Below are 23,805 nucleotides of genomic sequence, written 5' to 3'. Positions count from 1 at the left end.
ATGCTGGTTTTGACGAGGCGGATCGGTGAGAGCGTGCGCATCGACGGCGACATCGAGATCACGCTGCTCGAGATCAAGGGCGACAGCGTGCGCATCGGCGTGAAGGCCCCGCGCGAGACCCGCATCCAGCGCACCGAGATCATCGAGGCGGTCGTCGCCGAGAACGTGTCGGCCGCGGCCGAGACCGGCGCCGATGCGGAGGGCGCGATCGCCGCTGCCCTCGCCCGGGGCCGGGAGTCCCGAGACTCCTAGTCGACGGGGGTCACGACCCGCGCCAGATCCGCGGCGTCCGCCCGCTTCCACTGGTCGCCTCCCGCGGCCCGCGCTCGGCCGGCCGCCTGCTCCGCCGTGGCCACGAGCAGGTCGAAGTCGAATCCGACGACCGAAGCCGTCGCCCAGCCGATGCTCGCAGACGACCGGATCCCGGTCATCGTCGTCTCCCTGTCGATCACCGAGATCCGGGTCAGGATCTCCCGCAGATGGTGGCGGACCGACTCGTCACCCCCGCGGATCACGACGATCGCCCGACCGTCCTCCACCCGGTCGGCGTCGGCCGATGCGGGCAGGGCCTCCTGGATGTCCTGGTGGAACCGATCGACGATGGCCGCGAACGCCGAACCCGTCGATGCCTCTCGGAGATCGGCGGGGTCGTCGAGTCGGATGTCGAGCACCGACCACGGGAGGTCGTTCTGCGCTTCGGCCTTGCGGAGCCGACGACGCGCACGCTCCACGAAATCCCCGACATCGCTCTTCTTCGACTCCACCCGCACCATCAGGACGAGGGTGAACGCGGCGCAGGTGCTCACCACCACGGTTCCGACGGCGTTCATGCCGCGCAGCGCGCTCAGTTGCGCTCCGACCGCCGCCCCGCCCGACAGCAGTGCGGACACGGTGCTCACGACCGCGACCACGACCAGTCCACAGGAGGCGAGCACCAGCGGGAGCACGATGTCCCTCGCGGCCGGGCGATCACGGAGCAACTCGTAGGCCACGAGCCCGCCGAAGACGGCGCTGCCCAGGAAGACGAGGTGGAACGACGGCAGATACCACGGGTTGTCCGCCGTCGTCACCAGCAGCGTCGGCGCGATGACGAGGAAGGCAATCACCGGCCACCAGCGGGCGCGGCGGCCGAAGTGCATCCGCAGACCGATCCACACCAACGGCTCGAAGCACAGCAGCAGGGCCGAGGCGGCGGCGAGCAGAGCCCTGGTCTCGGTCATCTGCTGCCCCGCGAGCCAGAGGTAGGCGCCGAGCATCCCCAGACCGAAGGCCGCCCCCCACGTGACGGTCGCCCTGCTCGGGCGCGCGAGGGTGCCCAGACCGATCACCAGCGCGGTGAGCACCGTGACGACCGCGACCATGCTGGTCGTGATGTCGACGTTGACGGGAACGAGCGGGGTCATACCTGAGCCTCCATCACTCGACGCTGCGGGAAGCGCAGAGTCACGCGGGTGCCGACACCGACCTCACTGGCGATGTCGATACTGCCTTCATGCGCGGCGACGATCTCCCGCACGATGCCCATCCCGAGGCCGGTGCCGCCGATGCCGGCGCGCACGGCGCTGTCGGTGCGGAAGTAGGGCTCGAACACGCGAGCGACGTCGTCTGCCGCCATGCCGAATCCGTCGTCGACGATCGTGACCACCGCCTGGTCGCCCGCCATCGTGTCGAGGTCGATACCGATGTGTCCGCCCGCGGGGGTGTACTTCGCGGCGTTGCTGAGCAGATTGTCGACGACCTGCCGCAGCCGGAAGGCGTCGCCCGAGATCACCAGGCTCTCGGCGCCTTCGACCCGCAGCGTCTGCCTGTTGCTCGAGATGACGGGAGCGTACGATGCCGCCGCCGATTCGACGACCTCACGCAGATCCACGGATTCGAAAGGATCCTGGGCGGTGTGACTCGTCTGCCGGAGGATGCTCGTGACCAGGTCGTGCATGCGCTCACCCGCGTTCGCGATGATCTCGAGCTGTGCAGGCACCCGACCCGGCAGGTCTTCGCGCTCACGGAGAAGGTCCACGTGGCCGACGATCGCGGTGAGGGGGTTGCGCAACTCGTGCGAGATCATGGCGTTGAAGGCCCGGCGTTCCTCGTCGACCTCGAGCCGCGCGGTCACGTCGTCGATCACGACCAGCGTGATCGCCTCGCCCTCGCCGGCGCTGGCCATCGGCTGCGTGCTCACCTCGAGGGCCCGCCATTGTCCCGCGCCATCGAACAGCCATACGCGCTCGGCATCGAGTTCCTCTCCGCCGGCGGCGCGGGCGAGGCAGGTGCGGGAGGGGGGCAGCGCGACGCCCCGTCGGGCGTCGTACTCGACGGCGGCCGTGGAGAGCTCCGCGCCGAAGCGGTCGCGGCCGTAGAGCGCACGGTACGCGTCGTTCATCTGCAGGATGCGCCCTCCCGCCGTGACGACGACGAGGGCGACGCTCAGAGCGTCGACGATCTGGATCACCCGCCGCTGATTCGCCTCCGCTCGCACCGCGGCACGATTGACCTGCTCGGAACGACGTTGCAGAAGCCGCCGCGCCGCCCGAGAGCGCTGCGCACCGATCCGCACCGTCACGCCGAGGAACCCCAGGGTGATGACGAGCGTGAGGAGTCGCAGCAGGATGTCCGCCGGCGAGCCGCTCTGCTCGGCGAAGAGCACGAGGGTGGCGCTGATGAAGACGATGCCGCCGAACACCCACGGCAGGGTGAAGTACGTGGCCAGCCAGACGATGGGGAAGACCCACAGGAACCCCAGGCGGAGGCCCGGCGCATTGGTGGTGAAGCCGATCGCGAGCGCATCCAGGAGCGGCACGACGGCGGCGGCGGAGCGCGGCAGACGGTGCCACGGCACGGCCAGCGTGAGCACGCTGGTGACGAGGACCAGCACGGCCCCCGCGACGACCAAGGTGTTGGCGAAAGTCTCGGGTTTGAAGGCCGTGACCATCACGACGATCGCGACCACACTGCCGGTGAAGACCAGTTGCCAGCGCCAGATCGACACGGTGCGGATCATCGACGCTCGCCTTTCCGCTCGAAGCTCAGGTTTCCCGCAAGATTACTCAAAGATCCGTCGAGCCCGCTCTTCAGGCGGCCGTGCACCCCTAGCATTCTGAGTGGGGCCGATACTGCGACTGGGGAACAACGCAGACGCCGGGGCCACGCGAGTGGGGATTCGCAGGCGCCGGGGCCGCGGCTGGGGAGCCGCGGCCCCGCCCCGGTTCAGCCTCCCGTGTCATCAGCGGAAGTCAAGCGGTAACCGACTCCGCGCACGGTCTCGATGTAGCGCGGGTTCGCCGAGCTGTCACCCAGCTTCCGCCGCAGATTCGCGATGTGGGTCTCGATCGCCCGCTTGTCGGGTTCGCTCACGTAATCGTTCGACCCCGGTGGCGCTCCCCGCAGTCCGCGCGCGAGCTCCGCTTTGCTGGACACCCGGATGTTCGCCTCGAGGATCGCCGCGAGCAGGTCGAACTCCGTGGGGGTGAGATCTATGCGCTTCTGGCCGACGAGCACCAGCCGTGTGTCCAGATCGAGGCTGAGGTCGCGATGCACCCGGCCCCGCCACGTCAGCACCGTCGCACCGTCGGTGGACGGCTCGCTTGCGGTCGCTGGGCGTGACTCGGTGGCCGGCGGCGGGGCCGCGGGGTGCGGGCGCCTCAGCAGGGCCTGGATGCGCGCACGCAGCTCACGGGGCCGGAACGGCTTCACGAGGTACTCGTCCGCTCCGGAGGTCAGACCGAGGACCACATCGGACTCGTCCGACAGGGCCGAGAGCATGATGATGAAGGTGTCGCTGACCTGCCGGATCCGTCGCGCGACCTCGAAGCCGTCGATCCCCGGCAGGTTGATGTCGAGGGTGGTGATCACCGGGCGGTGCTGCTCGACGGCCGCGATCCCGTCCGGGCCGGAACCTGCGAGGAAGGTCTCGAAGCCGGCGGCCAGGAACACCTCGTCCAGGAGCGAGCGGACGCCCGGGTCGTCATCGATGATCACGGCGACGAGGGGGGACGTCGCCGCACTCATGGGGTCCCCTCGCGCACGATGGTCACGATCCGCGGGGCATCCGCATCGAGATCCGAGGGGTCGAGTTCCCCGGAGTCGAGTTCGGAGACGCCGACCGGTCGCTCGAGCTCGATGTCCCACCACGCGTCCGCGAGATCCTCGGCCATCCCCCTCCCCCACTCGATCACCACCACCGAGCGCTCGAGGTCGAGGTCGAGGTCCTCGAGTTCCGCCGCCGATCCGAGTCGATACGCGTCGACGTGCACGAGCGGCGCACGCCCGACCAGCGAGGGGTGGGTGCGGGCGATCACGAAGGTCGGACTCTGCACGGGTCCGCGCACACCGAGCCCTTCGGCGAGACCACGGGTGAACGTCGTCTTCCCGGCGCCCAGCGGTCCGGTGAGGATGAGCAGGTCGCCCGCCTCCAGCTGCTCACCGATCCGGAAGCCGAGCTGCTCCATCTCCTCGGACGTCGCGATCTCCCGTCTGCCGAGGAAAGCGGGGTCCACGCTCACGACGTCCTCCGCGGCACCCGGGGACCGATGCGCGTGACGATCTCGTAGTTGATGGTTCCGGCGGCCGCGGCCCAGTCCGCCGCCGAGGGCACGCCGAGGGTGGGATCGCCGAACAGGACCACCTCGTCCCCGACCGAGACCGGCGTGTCACCGACGTCGACGACGAACTGATCCATCGCGATCCTCCCGACGTTCACGAACCGCCGTCCGCCGATCGAGACGGGGAGCCTGCCCGAGGCGTTCCGGGGCACGCCGTCGGCGTATCCGAGGGGCACGAGCACCAGCGTCGTGTCGCGATCCGTGCGGTGGGCGTAGCCGTAGGAGACACCCGTGCCCGCGGGCACCCGGCGGACCGCGGCGATCGCTCCGCGCAGAGTCATCGCCGGACGCAGACCGAGCTCGGCGGAGCTGCGGTCGTCGAACGGCGAGAGGCCGAAGAGCCCGATGCCGATGCGCACGGCATCGAGCCGCATCTCGGGCAGGTCGATCGCTGCGGCGGTGGCGGCGATGTGCCGGATCTCGGGGCGGATACCGAAAGAGGCGGCCGCGGCGACACCTTCCTCGAACTTCGCCAGCGCAGCCCGGTCGTCCTCCGCGGAGGTGTTGGAGAGGTGGCTGAAGAGGCCGACGATACGCAGTCGTCCGATCCGCTCCAGACGCGCGGCCTCGGCCAGCACCCGCCCCCAGTCGGCCGGAGCGATGCCGTTGCGCGACAGCCCCGTCTCGAACTTGAGGTGCACCCCGACCGGACGGTCGACGGCGGCAGCGGCAGCAGCGGCCTCGAGCTGATCGAAGGAGGAGACACCGATCTCCACGTCTTGGGCCGCGGCGTGCTCGAACCGCTCGCCCGGCGCGTGCAGCCAGGCCATGATCGGCGCGTGCACGCCCTGCCTGCGCAGTTCGAGGGCCTCGGGGATCTCGGCGACGCCGAGGCGTGTCGCTCCGGCGGAGAGCGCGGCGACAGCGGTCGCGGCAGCACCGTGTCCGTAGGCGCCGGCCTTGACGACCGCGATCACCTCGACGCCGGTGAGGCGGCGGAAGTGCCGCACGTTGTCGGCGACGGCATCGAGGTCGATGGTCGCCTCACGGAACGGGACGGTCACAGCGGCGCTCCTTCTGCGACGACGAACGCGGCAGCGAGGCCCGCGTCGTGGGTGAGAGTCAGATGCAGGGTGCGGATGCCGCGCTCCTCGACGACCGCGGCCGTCGAGCCGGAGAGGACGAAGTGCGGACGACCCGACGCCTCCGAGGCGATCTCGATCTCGGTCCAGTGCACCCCGTCCGAGCCGCCGAGTGCTTTGATCAGCGCCTCTTTGGCCGCATACCTCGCCGCCAGGGAAGGAAGACGCAGCGGGCGCTCCGACGGGGCGAAGAGCCGCTCCAGGAGGCGAGGGGTCCGGGTCATCGTGCGCTCGAACCGCGGGATGTCCACGAGGTCGATGCCGGTGCCGATGATCATCCGTTCAGCCTATCGAGCACGCATCCGGTTGATGTCGCGCGAATGGCTCCGTTTCCGGTGGAAACGGAGCCATTCGCGTGATGCGAAGCCGGTCTTACTCGACTGTGACGGACTTCGCGAGGTTCCGGGGCTGGTCCACGTCCAGGCCCTTCGCGGTCGCGAGCGCCATCGCGAAGATCTGCAGCGGCACGACCGAGAGCAGCGGCTCGAACATCGCTCCGGCGAGCGGGATGTGGATGACCTCGTCGGCGAACGGCAGCACGGCCGCATCGCCCTCTTCGGCCACCACGATCACCCGGGCACCGCGAGCACGGATCTCCTGGATGTTCGAGACGACCTTCGAGTGCACGAGCGCGGAGTGACGCGGGGACGGCACCAGCACGAACACGGGCTGCCCCGGCTCGATCAGAGCGATCGGACCGTGCTTGAGCTCGCCCGCGGCGAAGCCCTCCGCGTGGATGTAGGAGATCTCCTTGAGCTTGAGCGCACCTTCGAGGGCGATCGGGAAGCCGACGTGGCGACCGAGGAACAGCACCGAGCGGGTGTCGGCCATCCATCCGGCGAGCTGGGTGACGTGCTCCTGCTCGCTCTCGAGGACCTCGGCGATCTTCGCGGGCAGCTCGGTGAGTTCCGCGACGTCGGTCGAGGCGTCGGCCACGGTGCCGCGCACGCGCCCCATGTGCAGGCCGAGCAGCAGCAGGGCGGTGATCTGCGCCGAGAACGCCTTGGTCGAGGCGACCGCGACCTCGGGGCCGGCGTGGGTGTAGACGACGGCGTCCGACTCGCGCGGGATGGTCGCACCCTGGGTGTTGCAGATCGAGAGCGTGCGGGCGCCTCGCTCCCGGGCGTACTTCACGGCCATCAGGGTGTCCATGGTCTCGCCCGACTGACTGATCGACACGACGAGGGTGTCGGCGCCGATCACCGGATCGCGGTAGCGGAACTCGTGCGCGAGCTCGACGTCGACCGCGACGCGCGCCCACTGCTCGATCGCATACTTGCCGACGAGGGCCGCATACGAAGCCGTGCCGCACGCGGTGATGATGACGCGGTTGATCCCGGTGAAGAGGTCGTCGAGGCCGTCGAGCTCGGGGATGACGACCTGGCCGTCCTGGATGCGGCCGCGGATCGTGTTCGCCACGGCCTCGGGCTGCTCGGAGACCTCCTTGGCCATGAAGCTCGACCATCCGCCCTTCTCGGCGGCGGCGGCGTCCCACGAGACGTCGAAGGGCTCGGGCTCGACCGGGGTGCCGGCGAAGTCGATGACGCTGATGGAGTCGGGGGTGATCGAGACGATCTGGTCCTGGCCGATCGCCAAGGCCTTGCGCGTGTGCTCGATGAAGGCGGCCACGTCGGAGCCGAGGAAGTTCTCGCCCTCGCCGAGACCGATCACGAGCGGCGAGTTGCGGCGGGCGCCGACCACGAGGCCCGGGTGGTCCTGGTGCATCGCGAGAAGCGTGAACGCCCCCTCGAGGCGGTTCACGACGTTGCGGAAGGCGAGCTGCAGGTCTCCGCCGTTGCCGGCGTACTCACGCCCGAGCAGGGCGGCTGCGACCTCGGTGTCGGTCTCGCTGCGGAACACCACACCGTCGGCGAGCAGCTCTTCACGCAGGGCCGAGAAGTTCTCGATGATGCCGTTGTGGATGACGGCGAGCCTGTCGTCGTCCGCCAGGTGCGGGTGGGCGTTGACGTCGGTCGGTCCGCCGTGCGTCGCCCAGCGCGTGTGACCGATACCGGTCGACCCGTCGGGGAGCGGCGCGTCGGCCAGCGAGTCGCGCAGCTTCGCGAGCTTGCCCGCCTTCTTCCGCATGCCGAGGGATCCGTCACCGTCGATCACGGCGACGCCCGCGGAGTCATAGCCGCGGTACTCGAGGCGGGCGAGGCCGGCAAGAAGGATGTCCTGGCTGGGGCGCGGGCCCACGTATCCGACGATTCCACACATGCGAACAAGAGTAAGCCGGGATTTTTGCGAGTCGTCCGAACAATATTTCGGTCGGCGTGCTCCTCAGAGCTTGCGCAGCAGCACGCTCTCGACGTCATGGTCGGCGCCCTTGCGCAGCACGAGTCGCGCCCGGTGTCGCGTGGGCATCACGTTCTCGACGAGGTTGGGCATGTTGATCTCGTTCCAATACCCGAGGGCGGTCGTGATCGCCTCCTCATCGGTGAGATGGGCGAACACGTTGAAATAGGACGAGGGGTTGCTGAACGCCGCCTGCCGCAGAGCGAGGAAGCGATCGACGTACCACTTCTCGATGTGCGAGGTCTCGGCATCGACGAAGATCGAGAAATCGAACAAATCGCTCACTGCGACGTCGTTCGGGGCGGGCGGCGGCTGCAGCACGTTCAGCCCCTCGACGATCACGACGTCGGGGCGACGCACCACGACGTTCGCGTCGGGGACGATGTCGTAGCGCATGTGGGAGTAGAAGGGCGCGCGCACTTCGGTGGCCCCGCTCTTCACCTCGGTCAGGAACTCGATCAGCGCACGCCGGTCGTACGACTCCGGGAAGCCCTTGCGGTCCATGATGCCGCGGCGTTCGAGCTCGGCGTTCGGATAGAGGAAGCCATCGGTGGTGACCAGCTCCACTCGCGGGGTGCCGGGCCAGCGGCTCATCAGCTCGCGCAGCAGACGGGCGATCGTCGACTTGCCGACCGCGACCGAGCCCGCGACGCCGACGACGAACGGCGTCGTCGTGTCGTCCTTCTGCAGGAACGACGAGGTGGCGGCGCCCAGACGCTTCGTCGCCGTCGCGTACAGGCTGAGCAGACGACTCAGCGGCAGGTACACCTCGCGCACCTCGGTGAGGGACAGACGATCCCCGATACCGCGGAGTTCGACGACCTCGGTCTCGGTGAGCGGCTGATCGAGCCCGGCGGCGAGACGCGCCCACTCCGCGCGTCCGATCTCCCGATAGGGCGACAGCGGCAGCGTGGGGTCGACGGTGGTCACGCAGTACATCGTATCCGGGCGCGAGTAGTCTCTTTCCGTGCGCCTGGGAGTCCTCGACATCGGATCAAACACCGTTCACATGCTGGCGGCCGACGTCCGCCCCGGTGGACGTCCGCTCGCGACGACGAGCGACAGGACGGTGCTGCGCCTCATGCGCTACCTCACACCCGACGGCGCGATCTCGGAGGAGGGCGTGCAGGCGCTCGAGACCGCGGTCACTCAGGCCCGCCGCGTCGCCGAGGCCGAGCGCGTCGACGCCCTCCTGGCCACCGCGACCAGCGCGGTGCGTGACGCCCGCAACGGCGCGGCGGTCATCGCCCGCATCGAGGCCGCTCTGGGGCAACCCCTGCAGGTGCTCGACGGCGAGACCGAGGCGGAGCTGACCTTCCTCGCCGTGCGGCGCTGGTTCGGCTGGTCGGCCGGACAGCTGCTGCTGCTCGACATCGGCGGGGGCTCTCTGGAGATCGCGGCCGGAGCGGAGGAGATGCCCGACGCCGCCGCGTCCGTGCCCCTCGGAGCCGGGCGCATGACGGTGCAGTACCTCCCGAACGACCCGCCCGGCGAGGCGGACGTCGAGAGACTGCGCGCGCACGCGGAGGCGACCATCGCGACCGTCCTGCCCCGATTCGTCGCCCTCCCCCGTCCCGATCACGTGGTGGGTTCCTCGAAGGCGATCCGCTCGCTCGCCCGCCTGGTCGGCTATCCGGCGCCGGGATGGTCGGGGAGCGAACGCATGCTGCTGCCGCGGGCGTCGCTCGGCTCGTGGATCCCCCGGCTCGCGCGCCTTCCCGCGTCGGCCAGACAGGAACTGCCGGGGATCACCCCCGACCGGACCTTCCAGATCGTGGCCGCGGCCGTGTCGCTGCACGTGGCGATGACCGCGCTCGAACTGGAGGAGCTCGAAGTGTCGCCGTGGGCGCTGCGCGAGGGAGTGCTGCTCCGCTACATCGAGCATCTGAACGGGACCCCGATCGAGACTGAGAGCATCGAGGAGCCGCCGCGGCTACCATGACGGCATGCCTTCCCCCCGCCTCGCCCCCGTCCCCGGCGGAGTGCTGATCGCACGGGTGGCGCTCGTCGGCTACCTCCTCTTCGTGGGGTTCACCGTCTGGCTGCCGGCGACGGTCTCCGAGAAGGTCACCGGTCTGGTCGGCATCATGGCCCGGTGGGTCGCCGACGCGGGCATCGCCCCGTACCGCCCGAGTGCCGTGGTGCTGGAGGTGCTCGCGAACGTCTCGCTGTTCGTGCCCGTGGGTCTGCTGCTCGCCTTCGCACTGCCGCGTCTGCGACTCTGGCAGATCGTCGTCATCGGCGCACTGATGAGTGCGGTGATCGAGTCGGTGCAGGGCTTCATGCCCTCCCGAGCACGCTGGTCGGGTTCGCTGCCTTGTCGGTCGAGATGTTGATGAAGGTGCTCACTCCCGCCTCGCGTGCGGCGTCGAGCACGTTGAGCGTGCCGATGACGTTGGTCTTCCAGGCTTCGTCCGGATACTGCTCGAGCATGGGCAGATGCTTGAGCGCGGCGGCGTGGAAGATCACCTCGGGCTGGCGGTCGCGGAAGATCTCGAAGAGGGCAGCGCTGTCGCGGATGTCGGCGAGCACCACATCTCTGGTGTCGAGCAGGCCGTGGCCCGCCGTTCCGAGCTGCGCCATCTGCAGGCCGGTCTCGTCGCGGTCGAGCATCATCAGCTCGCTCGGCCCGTACTTGACGAGTTGGCGGCACAGCTCCGAGCCGATCGATCCGCCGGCGCCGGTGGCCAGCACACGGCGCCCTGTGATGTACCCGGCGATCAACTCGACATTCGTGTCGACGGGATGGCGCCCGATCAGGTCCTCGATGCTGATGTCGCGCACGTCCCCGGGCGATTCCTCGCCGCTCACCATGCTACTCAGGGTCGGGATGACGACGACTCTGAGGCCCGCCGCCTCCGCATCGTCCGTCAGTCGACGCAGCAGCGCCGCATCCGCGCGTCCGATCGCGATGACGAGGACCTTCGCTCCCGTGCGCGCCGCGATCTCCGCGATCTGATCGGTGCGGCCGAGCACCGGGACGCCCCGTAGCCGGAGGTGCCGTTTGCCCGGATCGTCGTGGAGGATCCCGACCGGCCGGATGGGCGAGGACGGGTCGGTGGTGACGTTGTGCAGCAGCGTGTCGGCGACGTGGCCGGCACCGATGACGACCGCAGGATCCGCGGCGTCGTCCGGCTTGCGCGACCGTTCGATGAACAGGCGGGCCGCGTAACGGACGCCGAACATCAGCAGGAGCACGAAGGGGAAGGCGAGCAGGACGGTCCCCCGGGGGACACCGATGAAGGGCCCCAGGATGATGACCGCCACCGCGAGCACCAGCGCCAGCGCGCTCACCGCAGCCGCGAGATTGCGCACCTCCTCGAACGACCCGTAGGTGAAGCGCCCGAGGTAGAAACGCAGGGAGAACCCGATGCCCACCTGGATCGCCGCCGCCGTCAAGGCAAGCACGACCGTGGATGCCCATCCCGCCAGCGTCGGCTCGAACTCGAATCGCAGCACGACGGCGGCGAGGATGCCCACGATCCAGGCTCCTGCGTCGACCGTCGCGGCCAGTGCACGTCGGCGCCGTGGCGCGAGTGCGATCGTCTTCTCCGAAATCCCCCTGTGTCAGCCCTCCCTGAAATAGGTCTCTCGGACGTCGGCCTCCCCGCCTCCGCCCGAGTGATCGTCCTCCTCCTGGCATATCGACGACGTCATCGCCGTCGCGCGCGCGCCGGCGCCGCGGTCACGGAGTGATCGTCACGGCTTCGGGGACGCCCGGAAGACGATGCCGTGATAAAGCACGAAGCGCAGCAGAACCACGATCACGATGCTCGTCAGGTTCACGAGGTTGACCGCGACAGCGCCCGGCTCTCGTCCGAGAATCGCCTCCACGCCTTCGACTCCCACCCAGACGAGAACAGCGCCCAGGGCGGTGCAGACGGCGTTCGTGGCGAGGAACAACACGACCTCCGCGGTCCTCCCCCGCCGATCACGGTGCCGGAAGGTCCACTCCCGGTTGCCGATGTAGGCGTTGACGAGCGCGACCAGTGAAGCCACGATCTTCGCGGCGACGACATCCCAGCCCCACACGAACACCAGGAGGTTGAAGACCCCCACCTCGATGAGAGTGCTCAGCGCGCCCACGACCAGGAACCGGCTGCCGACGCCGGCGAGCCGACGCAGTCGGGTGGGAAGATCCATAGCTCAACTAGGCTACTTCCTGATCCCCGCGCACCTCGCCACCCCAAGGACCCCGTGACCCTCCGCCACCTCGCCGTCGTCATGCCCGCCTACAACGAGGCCGAAGGCATCCGCGACTTCATCGACGAGATCCGCGACTCCTTGTCTCCGGTGGTCGACCGCGTGACGTTCCATATCGCGGACGACCGCTCGACCGATGGGACCGCCACCGTGTTCGACGACGTCGAGGACGTCGCGGTCGAGGTGCAGCCGCTCAACCGCGGGCACGGTCCGACCGCACTCGCGGCCTATCGCGCCGGGCTTGCAGTGGAGCCCGATGTGCTCGTGCACGTGGACGGCGACGGGCAGTTCCACGGCCGCGATTTCCCCCGGCTGCTCGCCGCGCTCGACGCCGAGAGCGCCGATGTCGTCCACGGCGTCCGCGACGGACGCACGGACCCCTGGTACCGCAAGGTGCTCACGGGAGCCGTCGGTCTTGTGATCGCGCTGGCCGCCGGGCGCCGGATCCCGGATGTGAACACCCCGCTGCGGGCGTACCGCACGCCAGCCCTGCGGGCCCTGGTCGAGGCCACCCCACCGGATGCATCGGTGCCGCACGTGCACTTCTCTCTGGCCGAGGCCCGCGCGGGGTTCACGGTGCGCTACCTTCGAGTCGACAGCATCCCCCGCCGCGGCGCTTCCGCCACCGGCACGATGTGGGGACGCGGGAGCACCGTCGCTCTCCCCCCGAAGCGCCTGCGCCTTTTCGTCCGCACCGCCCTCGTCGAAGCGTGGGAACTCTCCCTGCGGCCGTCCGCTCCGCTGCGCAACATCCATCGACCGGAGACCGTCGCGCGATGACCCGCGCACGCACGATCGTGTTCTGGGTGGCCGCGGCCGCCTTGCTGATCGGGCACGTCATCGTCGCCTGGCACAGTCTCGTGGTGTGGCCGTTCTGGGAGGATGAGGCCTTCAACCTCACCGTCCCCCGCAATCTGCTCGACGGGCTCGGATACTCCAGCGACGGCGCGCTCTCCGGCTCGACCATGACTCCGTTCGACCCGCGCATCTCCACGGGACCGGTCGTGCTCCTCCCGGTCGCTGCACTCCTCGCGACCGGTATCGATCCGGTGCTGGCCTCCCGGCTCGTCCCGCTGGGCTTCTGGATCGTGCTGCTCCTGGGTCTCGCGGTGCTCGGACGACGCATCGGCGGTCGCTGGGCTGCGCTGCTCGCCGTGGCCGTGCCCCTCGCCTTCACCGCCGACGCCGGAATCTCCCCGATCCAGGGGCCGGCCGACCTCCTCGGCGAGATCCCCGCGGCGGCCCTGATCGTCTGGGCGCTCCTCGTGCTCCCCCGCCGGGCGTGGCTGGCCGGTCTCTTCATCGGGCTGGCGATCCAGACGAAGCTCATCGCGATCCTCGTCCTCCCGGTCTTCGCCGTGGCCCTGTGGGTGCTCTCGGACGGCGCAGGGTGGGCACGGGTTCGCGAGACGCTGCGGCGATCGTGGCTGCCGCTGCTGCTGGTCGCCGTACCGACACTGCTCGTCGAACTGGCGGCCCTGGTCTCGCTCGGCTTCTCGGGTTACGTGAAGCACCTGCGCGACCTCGCCTACTTCATCCGGAGCGGCGGCCAGGACGACGCGGCGACCACGGTGCTGCAGAAGCTCGACACCCTCGCCGGCTCCTGGTCCCTGCCTCCGGCACTCGCCGTGCTCGGCGCCCTCCTGGCCGTCGCCCTCGCCGTGGTCGGCATCGTCCGGCGGTGGCGCACCGCGACGGAGACCGAGCGCGTCGTGATCGCGTACGCCCTCACGGCGCTCGTCGGCGCACTCGCCTTCATCGGCTGGTGGGCGACGGCCTCGCGGCTGCCGCTGTGGGTGCGGCACCCCGCCCCCGCCGTCTATGCGTTCTTCCCGGTCATCGCCGCCGTCGCCGTCTGGTCTGTCGCGCGACTTCCCCGACGCCGCGTCCTGCGCATCTTCGGTGTCGTCGCCGCGTCGCTCCTGGCCGCCGTCGTCGCCGGGGGCGCTGCCGTGCACGTCGCGTCGTCGTTCGAGCCTCGGGCGCTCACCCTCGAGCGTCAGCGAGCCGCCGTCGTGCCGCTGACCGCCTGGGTCACCGAAAACGACGTGGAGTGGCTCGCCGCGGATCCGTGGGGCGCGGCCGTCCCGCCCATCGTGCTCACCGGCGCGCATGTCGGCCTCTTCGATGCGCCAGCGATGGCGGGCGTTCCCCGGCTCACAGGTCTCGCGTGCACGACCGAGACGCTCGTCGACAGCGGCCTCTACCGAATCTGCGCGGCCCCCTAGAGAAGGGGTCCTCGCGGTGAACGAAGAACCGGCCGGACGCTGTATCAGCGACCGACCGGTTCCGAAGGACTACGGGCCTCAGAGCGCGAGACGCTCCTGGACGACCTCCGCCAGGCGTCCTGCGTAGGCGTGCACCGACTCGGCGTCGGCCGCCTCCACCATGACGCGGACGAGCGGCTCGGTGCCGGACTTGCGCAGCAGCACGCGGCCGGTGTCTCCCAGCTCGGTCTCGATGTCGCGCACGGCCTGCTGCACGACCTCGTCTTCGGAGACGCGGTCCTTGTCGACGTCGCGCACGTTGATGAGCACCTGCGGGTAGACGGTCATCACCGAGGCGAGCTCGGCGATCGTCTTCTTCTGCCGCGCCATCTCCGCGACGAGGTGAAGACCCGTGAGGATGCCGTCCCCCGTGGTCGCATACTCGCTCATGATGACATGACCCGACTGCTCGCCACCGAGGGCGTACCCGCCCTCGTTCATGTCCTCGAGCACATACCGGTCGCCGACAGCGGTCTGCCGGATCGTGATCCCGTGCTCGCGCATCGCGACGTGGAGTCCGAGGTTGCTCATCACGGTCGCGACGAGGGTGTCGTCGGTGAGGTGGCCGCGCTCCTTCATCGACACCGCGAGGATCGCCATGATCTGGTCTCCGTCGATGACCTTGCCCTCGGCGTCGACGGCCAGGCATCGGTCGGCGTCGCCGTCGTGGGCGATGCCGATGTCGGCTCCCAGACGCACGACGGCCTCGGCGAGGTTGTCGAGGTGGGTCGAACCGACCCCGTCGTTGATGTTCCAGCCGTCAGGGTCCGCCCCGATGACGGTGACTTCGGCACCCGCGTCGCGGAACGTCTCCGGCGACACACCGGAAGCCGCGCCGTGGGCGCAGTCGAGCACGACGTGGATGCCGTTCAGACGGTTCGGCAGTGAGCCGAGAAGGTGCACGACGTAGCGGTCCTCAGCGTCGGAGAACCGGTCGATCCGACCGACGCCGGCACCGGTGGGACGCAGCATCTCCCCGTGCATGGCCTCTTCGATGCGCTGCTCGACCACGTCGGGGAGCTTGCGTCCGCCTCTGGCGAAGATCTTGATGCCGTTGTCGGGGGCCGCGTTGTGCGACGCCGAGATCATGACGCCGAAGTCGGCATCGCGGTCGGCCACCAGGAACGCGAGCGCCGGCGTGGGGATGACCCCTGCTTCGAGCACATCGACGCCCGAGGAGGCGAGACCTGCGGAGACGGCCGCGGTCAGAAAGTGTCCGGAGACCCGGGGGTCCCGGGCGACAACTGCGGTGAGTCGCTTGCCCTCGGCCTTGCGGGCCTCCGCAGTACGGCCCTGGCCCAGGACGACAGCAGTCGCCTGGGCCAGGGTGAGCGCCAGGTCGGCGGTGAGGATGCCATTGGCGAGTCCTCGCACGCCGTCCGTGCCAAAGATCGGCATCGGAGCAGTGGACCTTAACGCTTCGAGTACTGAGGCGCCTTGCGGGCCTTCTTGAGTCCAGCCTTCTTGCGCTCCTTGACGCGAGCGTCGCGGGAGAGGAAGCCGGCCTTCTTCAGGGTCGGACGGTTGTTCTCCTCGTCGATGCCGTTCAGCGAACGGGCGATGCCGAGGCGGAGCGCGCCGGCCTGACCCGAGGGGCCACCACCGGAGATACGAGCGATGACGTCGTATGCACCGGCGAGGTTCAGCACCGTGAACGGGTCGTTGATCAGCTGCTGGTGCAGCTTGTTCGGGAAGTAGTCCTCGATCGTGCGGCCGTTGACCGTGATCGTGCCCGAGCCGGGGACGATGCGCACGCGGGCGATGGCCTGCTTACGACGGCCGACAGCGGCACCGGGGACGCTGAGGACGGGGCGGGGAGCCGCCTCGACCACGTCGGTCTCCGGAGTCGACGTCGAGAAGTTCTGGGGGGTTTCGGTGGTGTCCTGGATGTCAGCCACGAGTATGTCCTTAAGTCTTTACGGCGCTTACTGGGCGACCTGGTCGAGGGTGTACGGCGTCGGCTGCTGTGCGGCGTGCGGGTGCTCTGCACCGACGTACACCTTGAGCTTGGACAGCTGCTGGCGGCCGATGCTGTTCTTCGGGAGCATGCCACGGATGGCCTTCTCCACGGCACGGACCGGGTTCTTCTCGAGGAGCTCGGCGTAGGTGACCGACTTCAGACCACCCGGGTAGCCGGAGTGACGGTAAGCCAGCTTCTTCTGGAGCTTCTGACCGGTGAGCGCGACCTTCTCGGCGTTCACGATGATGACGAAGTCACCCGAGTCGATGTGGTTGGCGAAGGTCGGCTTGTGCTTGCCACGGAGGAGAGTGGCGGCGTGCGAGGCGAGGCGGCCGAGAACGACGTCGGTGGCGTCGATGACGACCCAATCGCGCTGGACTTCGCCAGCCTTGGGAGTGTAAGTGCGCGTCACGATAGTGCTGCTTTCTTGTGTCGAACGGAGAAGTTCGTGAATCCCACTCCGGGGTGGTTCGTCCTCTCCGGCTCATCGAGCGGGAAGAGAGGGGAACACGCCAGTGGAGGGCTCACGTTCGGACGATGCCCTCTCCCGCACGCGGGTAAAGGCACCAAAGGGAAATCATACGCCACCTGGTGCGGTATGCCCAAACCGCACTGCTCAGTCGGGCTTGACCGTCACGAGGATCGGCCGATGATCGCTCGCGCCCTGGGGCAGGGTCGTGATGCGTTCGATCTCGAACCCGGCCGACGTCGCGAAGTCGTAGTGCCCGCGGAACACCCGATAGCGCGTGTAGGTGTGGTCGTCACTCAGCGACAGGGCATAGCCGTGGTTGCGGACGGCCTGTCCGAGGTTCTCCTTGAAGATCGGGTAGTTGTAGTCGCCGACCATCAGCTGGGGCAGCCCTTCACCGAGCGCCGCGAGCTCGGTGAGCGCGGCACGGATCTGGTGACGACGCAACGAGTTCAACGCGGTCAGCGGTGCCGCGTGGAAGGAGGCCACGATGAAGTCCCGGCCGTCGTCGATGTCGCGCAGTCGCGCACCGAGCACGCGTTCGTGGGCGGGCTTGGCGATCCGGTCATGCAGCGACTTCTTCAGCCCGAGCGTGCGGATGGACTGCAGATGGTACGAACTCGACCGATAGAACAGGGCGAGGCCGAGGCGGTTGCCCTGTGTGGCGTCGGCGAGTTCGAGATCGCCGATCCGCGCGGGAAGCTCGGGGACATCGCACTCCTGGAGGCAGAGGATGTCGGGGTCGTGCTCGCGGACCAGCGCCGCGAGTTCGCCCGCGGCCCGATGCTTCTGGAGGTTGTACGAGATGACCTTCATGACCGTCCCACGCTACTCGCCCCTGCTGTGCCCCGGCTCCGGATCGGCGCCTTCGCGAGTCACCGCGGACGACCGCTCGGAGTAGAATATTACCTTATACAGGGTTACCGAATATGATCGACGGGTCTGAAGACCGCGGTCGACGGTATCAACGACATGTCGGAGTCGCTGCTGGGCATGATGCGTGCGATCCAGGATCTGGATCAGCAGCTCGCGGGCAGCTGACGCACGGCGGCGCCTCGAGCGGGCGGGTCGGTGACATCCACCGCCCCTCCCGCTCTGCTCTGCCCGCGCTCAGGCCAATCATTCTGACCCTCACAGCGGAAGGACTCTGACCGTGGACGTACTGCTCGACCGTGAACGCCTCCGCGAAGCTCGCGACACGCTGAAGACCGCGAAGGCCGACTTCGAGGACGCCGGCTCGATCAACGACACCCTCGAGAGCGCCATCGGCACCCCGCAGGGCAAGTCGAAGCTGCGTGACCGTGTCGGCTGGTTCGAGTCCAACTGGTCGGGCAACCGGGATGACCTCACGGAGTCGGTGGAGAACGTCTACAAGCGGCTCGACGGGATCATCGAGGGCTGGGACGAGTGGGAGGCTCAGGCCTCCGCCGAGCTCGACAGCAAGGAGGGCGGCTCATGAACAGTTCACCGTTCACCGGCCACGAACTGCGTCAGTTCGAAGGCGTCCCCGAGACGATCGCGGCGACGGCGACGCAGTACACGGACCTCGGCGCCGCGATGAAACGCACCGCCGACACCCTGCGCGACATCGCCGCTTCGCAGATCAGCCAGGGCACCGAGAAGCTCAAGGAAGATGCCGAGAGCATCGAGTCCGACCTCCGCCAGGCGGGCATCCGCTATGAAGGAACCGGAGCGGCTCTGGCCCCCTACGCGACGGCGCTGGAGACGGCGCGCGCCTGGTACACGAACAACCACCAGGAGCTGGAGTCCGCCGAGACCGCTTATCACTCCGCGGTGAGCGACCAGCAGGACGCGCTCTGGATACCGGCAGCCGACGCAGATCAGCAGTCAGAGGATCTCATGGACGCCGCGAACGCCGTGACCGCGGCTTCCGAGGCGAGAGAAGATCTGTGGCGGGCCTTCGACAGCACGTTCTCCGCGTGGGAGGCGGCCTTCGACACGGCAGCCGACGGCGTCGCTGACGCCATCGATGCCGCCGACAACGACGACGGGTTCTGGGGAACGATCGCCAGTGCTCTGGTGTACATCGGATACGCCATCATCGCGATCGCGGTCGTCGCGCTGTTCGTCGTCTCCAGCCCGTGGTCGACGATTCTCCTCGCCGCGACCTTGGCACTCTCGGCGATCCATCTGGCCGGCACGATCTACATGTACGCCAACGGCAAGGCATCGCAGTCGGATGTGCTGTGGAGCACGTTCGGCCTGGTCACCGCCGGTGTGGGTGGACTCGCCTCGCGCTCCATCCGCCTGGCGACGGCGGCGAACGGTGGAGAGGCGCTCGTGACCGCATCGCAGACGGCGTCGAAGTTCCCCTCGTTCGCGAGCGGAGTGCGCACGGCCTCGATGCCTCAGCTCAGCGGATTCACGAACCCCTTCTCGACTCTGGCGCGCGGCTCCGAGTGGGCGGCGCTGAACAAGTGGGGCACCGCCCTCGCCGACTGGGCGGCGAAGTCCGGACCGCGCAGCGCGACCATCGCGGATGCCTGGGCGGATGCCGTCCTGAGCACGGTTCCGAAGATCGGTGGAGCGGGCGTGACCTCGGTCGGCAGCTGGGTCGCGGGAGTCGCCGGAGGGTTCTACAGCAGCCCGATCAACCCGTTCTACTACTCATTCGGCCGCCCGTAGGCTGACACCGTGCCTTTCTCGACACAGCCCATCTTCGGACTCAATCGCGGCTGGCTGCCCCTGCGGCTCGGCGTCCTACGCTTGATTGCCATCCTCGCCACGATCGCGACACTGGCGCAGTGGATCGTTCCCGCCGGCGCTCGCCTCATCCTCAACTGTGGCCGGGTCTACTACTCCAACGAGTGCTTGAGCTTCGGAGATTCATTGCTGCCGTGGCCGGTGCTGAGCGTGCCCGCCTGGCTCACGATCGCGGCCGGCCTGATCGCCATCGGCTGCGCTTCCGCCTACCTGCTGCTCGGCGGGCTCGAGATCGCCGATGACATCGCCTACATGACCTTCGTGCCGCTTCTGGCGGGCTATGTCACGATCTTCATCGCCGCGTTCGAGAAGGACCCGACGGGGGTGATCTGGACCCCGGGCACTGATGGCTACCCGATCGGCTGGCATTGGATCGTCGCCCCGTTCACTCTTGTGCTCATCGCCTCGGGGATCATCGCTGCGGTGCGCATGAAGCGTCTACGTGCGGAGCGTCGGAGACAGAGGGCGCTGCGTGTCACTGAAGGATGAGATCCTCGGCCGAGTCGAGCCGACCCCGCAGGGCTACACGCTGCTCGTGCCCCCGGACTGGGGGCGGTTCGTCGCCGATGATGCGGGTCGTGACGAGCTCGTCGGCCTCCTGCGTGCGCGCTTCCTCGAGGTGCACCGCCCCGAGTTGTTCGGTCAGGCGCGCGCGGCCGTGCACCAGCAGTGGGCACAGCTACGCGAACGCGGAGCGATCGAAATCTACATGCCCGTCATCCCTCCCGTCGAGGGCGGAACGCCGATGAGCATCGTGACGGTGCCCTGGATCGCACAGGGCACCTTCGAAGAGGACGTGCACCGCCGCGCGGGCGGCGCCACGGTCGAGACCTTGGATGCCGACGACGGGACATCGGTCTACCGCTGGGAGACCGAGCGGGAAGGACGTGGATCGACCGAAGGAGTGTTCGCGCGGGAGATCTGCTACGTCCGCTCCTTCCCCGGAGCGGCCCCGCAGCGAGGCATCCTCGTCATGGCGTCGATCGTGCGCCCCGGGGTCGCCGAAGCCGGCCCCGCTCTCGACGGTTTCACCGCACTCGCGGATGCGGTCGCGTCGACTCTCGTCTGGAGATTCGAGTGACCGATGCCCTTCCTTTCGGCTGGCTGCCGACGCCATTCGGTGTCGAGGAGGCCGAGGCCGCAGAACTCGCCATGGAGCTGACGCGCATCGCGGCCGATTCCCTCCCGGGCTTCATCGGTGGTGACCAGGCGCGCCGGGCGATGGCCGCCACCATCGGCCGCCCGCCGATCACGGCGAACACGGTCGGCCGGGTGTGGCATGTGCTCGGCGCGGGGGCCACCGGCGCGATCGTCGATCTCAGCGTGGTGGAGGGCACGGAATCCGTTGTCGACTCCCCCTTCGCGTTCACGGTCTCCCAGCGGACCGTTCCCTTCTCCGGAGGTCGGGCCGTGCTCTCCTTCGTCGCGCCGCGGGAACACGTGCCCGTCTCCATGATGCTGCGCGCGCAGCGCCGCGTCGGTCAACGCACGCTGGTCGCCGACGTGATCGACGCGGCCCCGGTGCTCGGATTCATCCTCGATGACGTGATCTCGCTCGTCGGCGGCACACCTCCCGCAGACGTTCATCCCGCCGTCCCGAGCTGAGGCCCGCTCCGGAGACGAGGCGACCGCTACCCGCGGTCGCGGCGAGCGCGCGTCTGCTCGGCCCGCGTCGCCAACAGGTCATCGGCGGGGTAGCCGACCTCGGTGAGGATCAGGCCGCGCGCGGCCAGCACCTTGAACTCACTGGTCCGGGTGAGCGCATCGCGCAGCACGACGAGATCATCGACGCCGAGCCGCCCCTCCCCCACGGCGGCACAGGCCCCCACGAGAGCGCGCACCATGCTGTGGCAGAACGCATCGGCCTTGACCTCGGCGACGAGCACACCGTCGGCGTCGCGGGCCCAGCGGTAGTCGAGCAGCGTGCGGATGGTCGTCGCCTCCTCGCGAGGCTTGCAGTACGCCGCGAAGTCGTGCAGGCCGATGAGGGTGCGCGCTGCAGCGTCCATGGCCTGTTCGTCGAGCCGACCGCGGACGGTCGTCGTGTCGTGCCTGCGCAGCGGATCGAACCCGGTCCGGGCATCGGCGAGACGGTAGCGGTACCGGCGCCAGACCGCCGAGAAGCGCGCGTCGAAACCTTCCGGGGCGATCGAGGTGCGGGTGACCGTCACATCCGAGTACGCACCGAGCACGCCCCGCATGCGACCGGCGATGGTCTCGGCGGGCTCCAGCGGCGCACGGCCCTGTCGCGACTCGATGCGCGACCACTGCTTCTCGTCGAGGTCGACATGGGCCACCTGACCGCTCGCGTGCACGCCGGCGTCGGTGCGTCCGGCGACGACGAACTGCACGTCGGAGCCGACGATCCGGGCCAGGGCGGCTTCCAGAGTCCCCTGCACGGTGCGGAGCGTCGGCTGCTTCGCCCACCCGCGGAAGTGGGTGCCGTCGTAGGCGATGTCGAGCCGGATGCGCACGCAGCAAGCCTAGGACAAGCGCCCCGGAGCCGATGGGTGCCGCTCAGCGTTCGACCAGGATCCCGTCTTCGTCGCTGTACAGATACGATCCTTCTTCGAGTTCGTCGTAGAGGTCGGCGGTGGCGACCGTCATCCTCAGATGCCGCCGTCGATGGATCGGATCGTCACCGCGGGCTCATCGGGCACCATCACCTGGGTGTCGCGGTTCAGGCTCTCACCGCGGAAGAAGCGCTTGGACCGGGGGAACAGGTACCAGACGAACATCAGCACCAGGCCGAAGGCGAGGGAGCCGACGCCGATCACGAAGGTGCCGCCGATGCCGAACAGCACGGTGTAGCCGTAGTCCACGTCCCACATGTCGATCGCGGACTGCACGAACGCCCAGGTCAGCATGAGCCCGCCGAGCAGGGGGAACAACCCCTTGAAGAAGAACTCACGCGCCGAGGCGGTCAGGTCCTTGCGGAAGTACCAGACGCTCGCGAAACCGGTGATGGCGTAGTAGAAGGCGATCGCGAGACCGAGCGACAGGATCGAGTCCTGCAGGATGTTGTCACTGATCAAGGTCATGCCGATGTAGTACACGGAGGCGACCACGCCCATGACGATCGTCGAGAACGACGGCGTCTTGTACGTCGGGTGCACCTGCTTGAACTTGGCGGGAAGCGCGCGGTAGACCCCCATCGCGAGCGTGCCACGGGCGGTCGGCAAGATGGTGGTCTGCGTCGACGAGATCGCCGAGATGATCACCGACACGACGAGGACCCAACCGAACGGTCCGAGGAGGCCGTCCTTGATCGCGAGGAAGAAGTCGTCGGCGTTCGCCTCGTTGCCGAGTCCCGTTCCGTCCTCCCCCAGGCCGGCGTACATCATCGCCGCGATCGTGACCGCGACGTACGTGAAGAGGAGGATGACGGTGGTGAGCAGTGCGGCGCGACCGGGAATGCGCTTCGGGTCCTTCGTCTCCTCGTTCAGCGCGAGGCAGGTGTCCCAGCCCCAGTAGATGAAGAGCGCGAGGAGGATCGCCTCCGTGAAGCCAGACCAGTCGGTGAAGGCGAACGGGTTCAGCCACTCCCAGTCGAACGGGGTCGGGTTCGGGGCCGTCCCGGCGAAGAACTGCCACAGCGCCGTGACGACGAAGATGGCCAGCGCCAGGTACTGGATGCCGAGCAGGATGTTCTGGATGCGCTCGCCGATCTCGACACCGCGCCAGCTCACCCACGTCATGGCGGCGATGAAAGCGACGGCGACGACGACGACGCGCCAGTCGTTGTTCTCCAGGTCCTGTCCGATCAGCGACCAGAAGTAGACCGAGGCGATCTGGGCCAGGTTCGCGAGCACGACCATGCCGGCGACCGCGACGCCCCAGCCGCCCATCCAGCCGACCCACGGCCCGAAGGCCTTGGTGCCCCAGGTGAAGGTGGTGCCGCAGTCGGGAACGGCGTTGTTGAGCTCACGGTAGGCGAAAGCGATCAGGAGCATCGGGACGAACGCGATGATGAAGGCGATCGGAGCCTGAGCCCCCACCGCGAGCACGACGAATCCGAGCGTCGCGACGAGCGAGTAGACGGGGGCGGTGGAGGCGAGACCGATGACGGTGGATCCCCACAATCCCAGTGTTCCCGCAGCGAGACCCTTGCCATCGGGTCGTTCCAGGTGAATCGGCGTCGTTGCTGCCATGTCAGAACAGTAAGGCCACCGCGGTTATCGCGTCAACGGGTTTCTGAAACCGT

Annotated in this window: 26 protein-coding genes; 10 read left to right on the top strand and 16 right to left on the bottom strand. The window is 68.6% G+C overall.

Annotated elements, in window-relative coordinates; genetic code table 11:
* Nucleotides 1–252 (top strand): carbon storage regulator CsrA, encoded by a 252-nt coding sequence (gene csrA, locus E0W80_RS06895; protein WP_047524777.1) that lies wholly within the window; start codon nucleotides 1–3, stop codon nucleotides 250–252.
* Here csrA and E0W80_RS06890 read toward each other — a convergent pair.
* The 8 genes from E0W80_RS06890 to coaA form a co-directional block, all read right to left on the bottom strand.
* Nucleotides 249–1,403, bottom strand: a complete 1,155-nt coding sequence (locus tag E0W80_RS06890) for a hypothetical protein (protein WP_131491832.1) — start codon at nucleotides 1,401–1,403, stop codon at nucleotides 249–251. The two genes, csrA and E0W80_RS06890, sit on opposite strands and share 4 nt — an antisense overlap.
* Complete coding sequence (locus E0W80_RS06885; RefSeq protein ID WP_131491831.1) at nucleotides 1,400–2,998, bottom strand: PAS domain-containing sensor histidine kinase; 1,599 nt, start codon at nucleotides 2,996–2,998, stop codon at nucleotides 1,400–1,402. The genes E0W80_RS06890 and E0W80_RS06885 overlap by 4 nt, the downstream gene beginning before the upstream one ends.
* A gap of 206 nt (nucleotides 2,999–3,204) precedes the next feature.
* Nucleotides 3,205–4,005, bottom strand: coding sequence for a response regulator transcription factor (locus E0W80_RS06880; protein ID WP_131491830.1), 801 nt, complete (start codon nucleotides 4,003–4,005; stop codon nucleotides 3,205–3,207).
* Complete coding sequence (gene tsaE / locus E0W80_RS06875) at nucleotides 4,002–4,499, bottom strand: tRNA (adenosine(37)-N6)-threonylcarbamoyltransferase complex ATPase subunit type 1 TsaE (protein ID WP_232762444.1); 498 nt, start codon at nucleotides 4,497–4,499, stop codon at nucleotides 4,002–4,004. The genes E0W80_RS06880 and tsaE overlap by 4 nt, the downstream gene beginning before the upstream one ends.
* The gene (alr, locus tag E0W80_RS06870; protein WP_131491829.1) at nucleotides 4,496–5,602 is read right to left on the bottom strand and encodes an alanine racemase; all 1,107 of its coding nucleotides are present in this window, start codon (nucleotides 5,600–5,602) and stop codon (nucleotides 4,496–4,498) included. Before alr ends, tsaE begins: the two co-directional genes overlap by 4 nt.
* On the bottom strand, nucleotides 5,599–5,958 hold the full coding sequence (locus tag E0W80_RS06865) for a holo-ACP synthase (protein ID WP_047524761.1): 360 nt from the start codon (nucleotides 5,956–5,958) through the stop codon (nucleotides 5,599–5,601). The genes alr and E0W80_RS06865 overlap by 4 nt, the downstream gene beginning before the upstream one ends.
* A gap of 94 nt (nucleotides 5,959–6,052) precedes the next feature.
* Nucleotides 6,053–7,900, bottom strand: coding sequence for a glutamine--fructose-6-phosphate transaminase (isomerizing) (gene glmS / locus E0W80_RS06860; RefSeq protein ID WP_047524759.1), 1,848 nt, complete (start codon nucleotides 7,898–7,900; stop codon nucleotides 6,053–6,055).
* 63 nt (nucleotides 7,901–7,963) lie between these two features.
* Entirely contained in the window at nucleotides 7,964–8,917 is a 954-nt protein-coding gene (gene coaA / locus E0W80_RS06855; RefSeq protein WP_131491828.1) for a type I pantothenate kinase, read from the bottom strand.
* A gap of 28 nt (nucleotides 8,918–8,945) precedes the next feature.
* Between coaA and E0W80_RS06850 the strand changes: the two genes are divergently transcribed.
* Together E0W80_RS06850 and E0W80_RS06845 are read left to right on the top strand one after the other, a co-directional pair.
* Nucleotides 8,946–9,920 carry a Ppx/GppA family phosphatase gene (locus tag E0W80_RS06850; protein WP_131491827.1) on the top strand — a complete coding sequence of 325 codons (975 nt, stop codon included), beginning with the start codon at nucleotides 8,946–8,948 and terminating at the stop codon, nucleotides 9,918–9,920.
* A 4-nt stretch (nucleotides 9,921–9,924) separates the two neighbouring features.
* Nucleotides 9,925–10,314: a VanZ family protein gene (locus E0W80_RS06845; RefSeq protein ID WP_131491826.1), complete on the top strand. Its 390-nt coding sequence runs from the start codon at nucleotides 9,925–9,927 to the stop codon at nucleotides 10,312–10,314.
* On the opposite strand, the gene E0W80_RS06840 is transcribed toward E0W80_RS06845, so the two are convergent.
* Complete coding sequence (locus E0W80_RS06840) at nucleotides 10,259–11,458, bottom strand: polysaccharide biosynthesis protein (protein WP_131491825.1); 1,200 nt, start codon at nucleotides 11,456–11,458, stop codon at nucleotides 10,259–10,261. The two genes, E0W80_RS06845 and E0W80_RS06840, sit on opposite strands and share 56 nt — an antisense overlap.
* Nucleotides 11,459–11,677: 219 nt before the next feature.
* Nucleotides 11,678–12,121 (bottom strand): GtrA family protein, encoded by a 444-nt coding sequence (locus E0W80_RS06835; protein ID WP_052193329.1) that lies wholly within the window; start codon nucleotides 12,119–12,121, stop codon nucleotides 11,678–11,680.
* Nucleotides 12,122–12,175: 54 nt separating this feature from the next.
* Between E0W80_RS06835 and E0W80_RS06830 the strand changes: the two genes are divergently transcribed.
* Together E0W80_RS06830 and E0W80_RS06825 are read left to right on the top strand one after the other, a co-directional pair.
* Complete coding sequence (locus E0W80_RS06830) at nucleotides 12,176–12,961, top strand: glycosyltransferase family 2 protein (protein WP_131491824.1); 786 nt, start codon at nucleotides 12,176–12,178, stop codon at nucleotides 12,959–12,961.
* Entirely contained in the window at nucleotides 12,958–14,409 is a 1,452-nt protein-coding gene (locus E0W80_RS06825; protein WP_131491823.1) for a hypothetical protein, read from the top strand. The genes E0W80_RS06830 and E0W80_RS06825 overlap by 4 nt, the downstream gene beginning before the upstream one ends.
* A 78-nt stretch (nucleotides 14,410–14,487) precedes the next feature.
* Here E0W80_RS06825 and glmM read toward each other — a convergent pair whose 3' ends face one another.
* The 4 genes from glmM to E0W80_RS06805 form a co-directional block, all read right to left on the bottom strand.
* Entirely contained in the window at nucleotides 14,488–15,846 is a 1,359-nt protein-coding gene (glmM, locus tag E0W80_RS06820) for a phosphoglucosamine mutase (RefSeq protein ID WP_047520846.1), read from the bottom strand.
* A 14-nt stretch (nucleotides 15,847–15,860) separates the two neighbouring features.
* Nucleotides 15,861–16,346, bottom strand: coding sequence for a 30S ribosomal protein S9 (gene rpsI / locus E0W80_RS06815; protein ID WP_017828210.1), 486 nt, complete (start codon nucleotides 16,344–16,346; stop codon nucleotides 15,861–15,863).
* Between the two features lie 27 nt (nucleotides 16,347–16,373).
* Complete coding sequence (gene rplM / locus E0W80_RS06810) at nucleotides 16,374–16,820, bottom strand: 50S ribosomal protein L13 (protein ID WP_047520838.1); 447 nt, start codon at nucleotides 16,818–16,820, stop codon at nucleotides 16,374–16,376.
* Nucleotides 16,821–17,024: 204 nt separating this feature from the next.
* Entirely contained in the window at nucleotides 17,025–17,693 is a 669-nt protein-coding gene (locus E0W80_RS06805) for an endonuclease/exonuclease/phosphatase family protein (protein WP_047520836.1), read from the bottom strand.
* 337 nt (nucleotides 17,694–18,030) lie between these two features.
* Between E0W80_RS06805 and E0W80_RS06800 the strand changes: the two genes are divergently transcribed.
* Genes E0W80_RS06800 through E0W80_RS06780 form a run of 5 tightly spaced genes read left to right on the top strand, consistent with a single transcriptional unit; the run spans nucleotide 18,031 to nucleotide 21,206 of the window.
* Nucleotides 18,031–18,336, top strand: coding sequence for a hypothetical protein (locus E0W80_RS06800; protein WP_131491822.1), 306 nt, complete (start codon nucleotides 18,031–18,033; stop codon nucleotides 18,334–18,336).
* Complete coding sequence (locus E0W80_RS06795; RefSeq protein ID WP_131491821.1) at nucleotides 18,333–19,523, top strand: hypothetical protein; 1,191 nt, start codon at nucleotides 18,333–18,335, stop codon at nucleotides 19,521–19,523. Before E0W80_RS06800 ends, E0W80_RS06795 begins: the two co-directional genes overlap by 4 nt.
* A gap of 9 nt (nucleotides 19,524–19,532) precedes the next feature.
* On the top strand, nucleotides 19,533–20,090 hold the full coding sequence (locus tag E0W80_RS06790) for a hypothetical protein (RefSeq protein WP_131491820.1): 558 nt from the start codon (nucleotides 19,533–19,535) through the stop codon (nucleotides 20,088–20,090).
* Nucleotides 20,074–20,682: a hypothetical protein gene (locus E0W80_RS06785; protein ID WP_131491819.1), complete on the top strand. Its 609-nt coding sequence runs from the start codon at nucleotides 20,074–20,076 to the stop codon at nucleotides 20,680–20,682. Before E0W80_RS06790 ends, E0W80_RS06785 begins: the two co-directional genes overlap by 17 nt.
* Complete coding sequence (locus tag E0W80_RS06780; protein WP_131491818.1) at nucleotides 20,679–21,206, top strand: hypothetical protein; 528 nt, start codon at nucleotides 20,679–20,681, stop codon at nucleotides 21,204–21,206. Before E0W80_RS06785 ends, E0W80_RS06780 begins: the two co-directional genes overlap by 4 nt.
* 26 nt (nucleotides 21,207–21,232) lie before the next feature.
* On the opposite strand, the gene truA is transcribed toward E0W80_RS06780, so the two are convergent.
* Entirely contained in the window at nucleotides 21,233–22,075 is an 843-nt protein-coding gene (gene truA / locus E0W80_RS06775; RefSeq protein ID WP_131491817.1) for a tRNA pseudouridine(38-40) synthase TruA, read from the bottom strand.
* 135 nt (nucleotides 22,076–22,210) lie between these two features.
* Nucleotides 22,211–23,752, bottom strand: a complete 1,542-nt coding sequence (locus E0W80_RS06770; protein ID WP_131491816.1) for an APC family permease — start codon at nucleotides 23,750–23,752, stop codon at nucleotides 22,211–22,213.
* Nucleotides 23,753–23,805 lie beyond the last annotated feature (53 nt).

The organism is Microbacterium sp. PI-1 (genome assembly GCF_004337555.1).
Lineage (GTDB): Bacteria > Actinomycetota > Actinomycetes > Actinomycetales > Microbacteriaceae > Microbacterium > Microbacterium aurugineum.
This window is presented reverse-complemented; position numbering and strand designations above follow the sequence as displayed.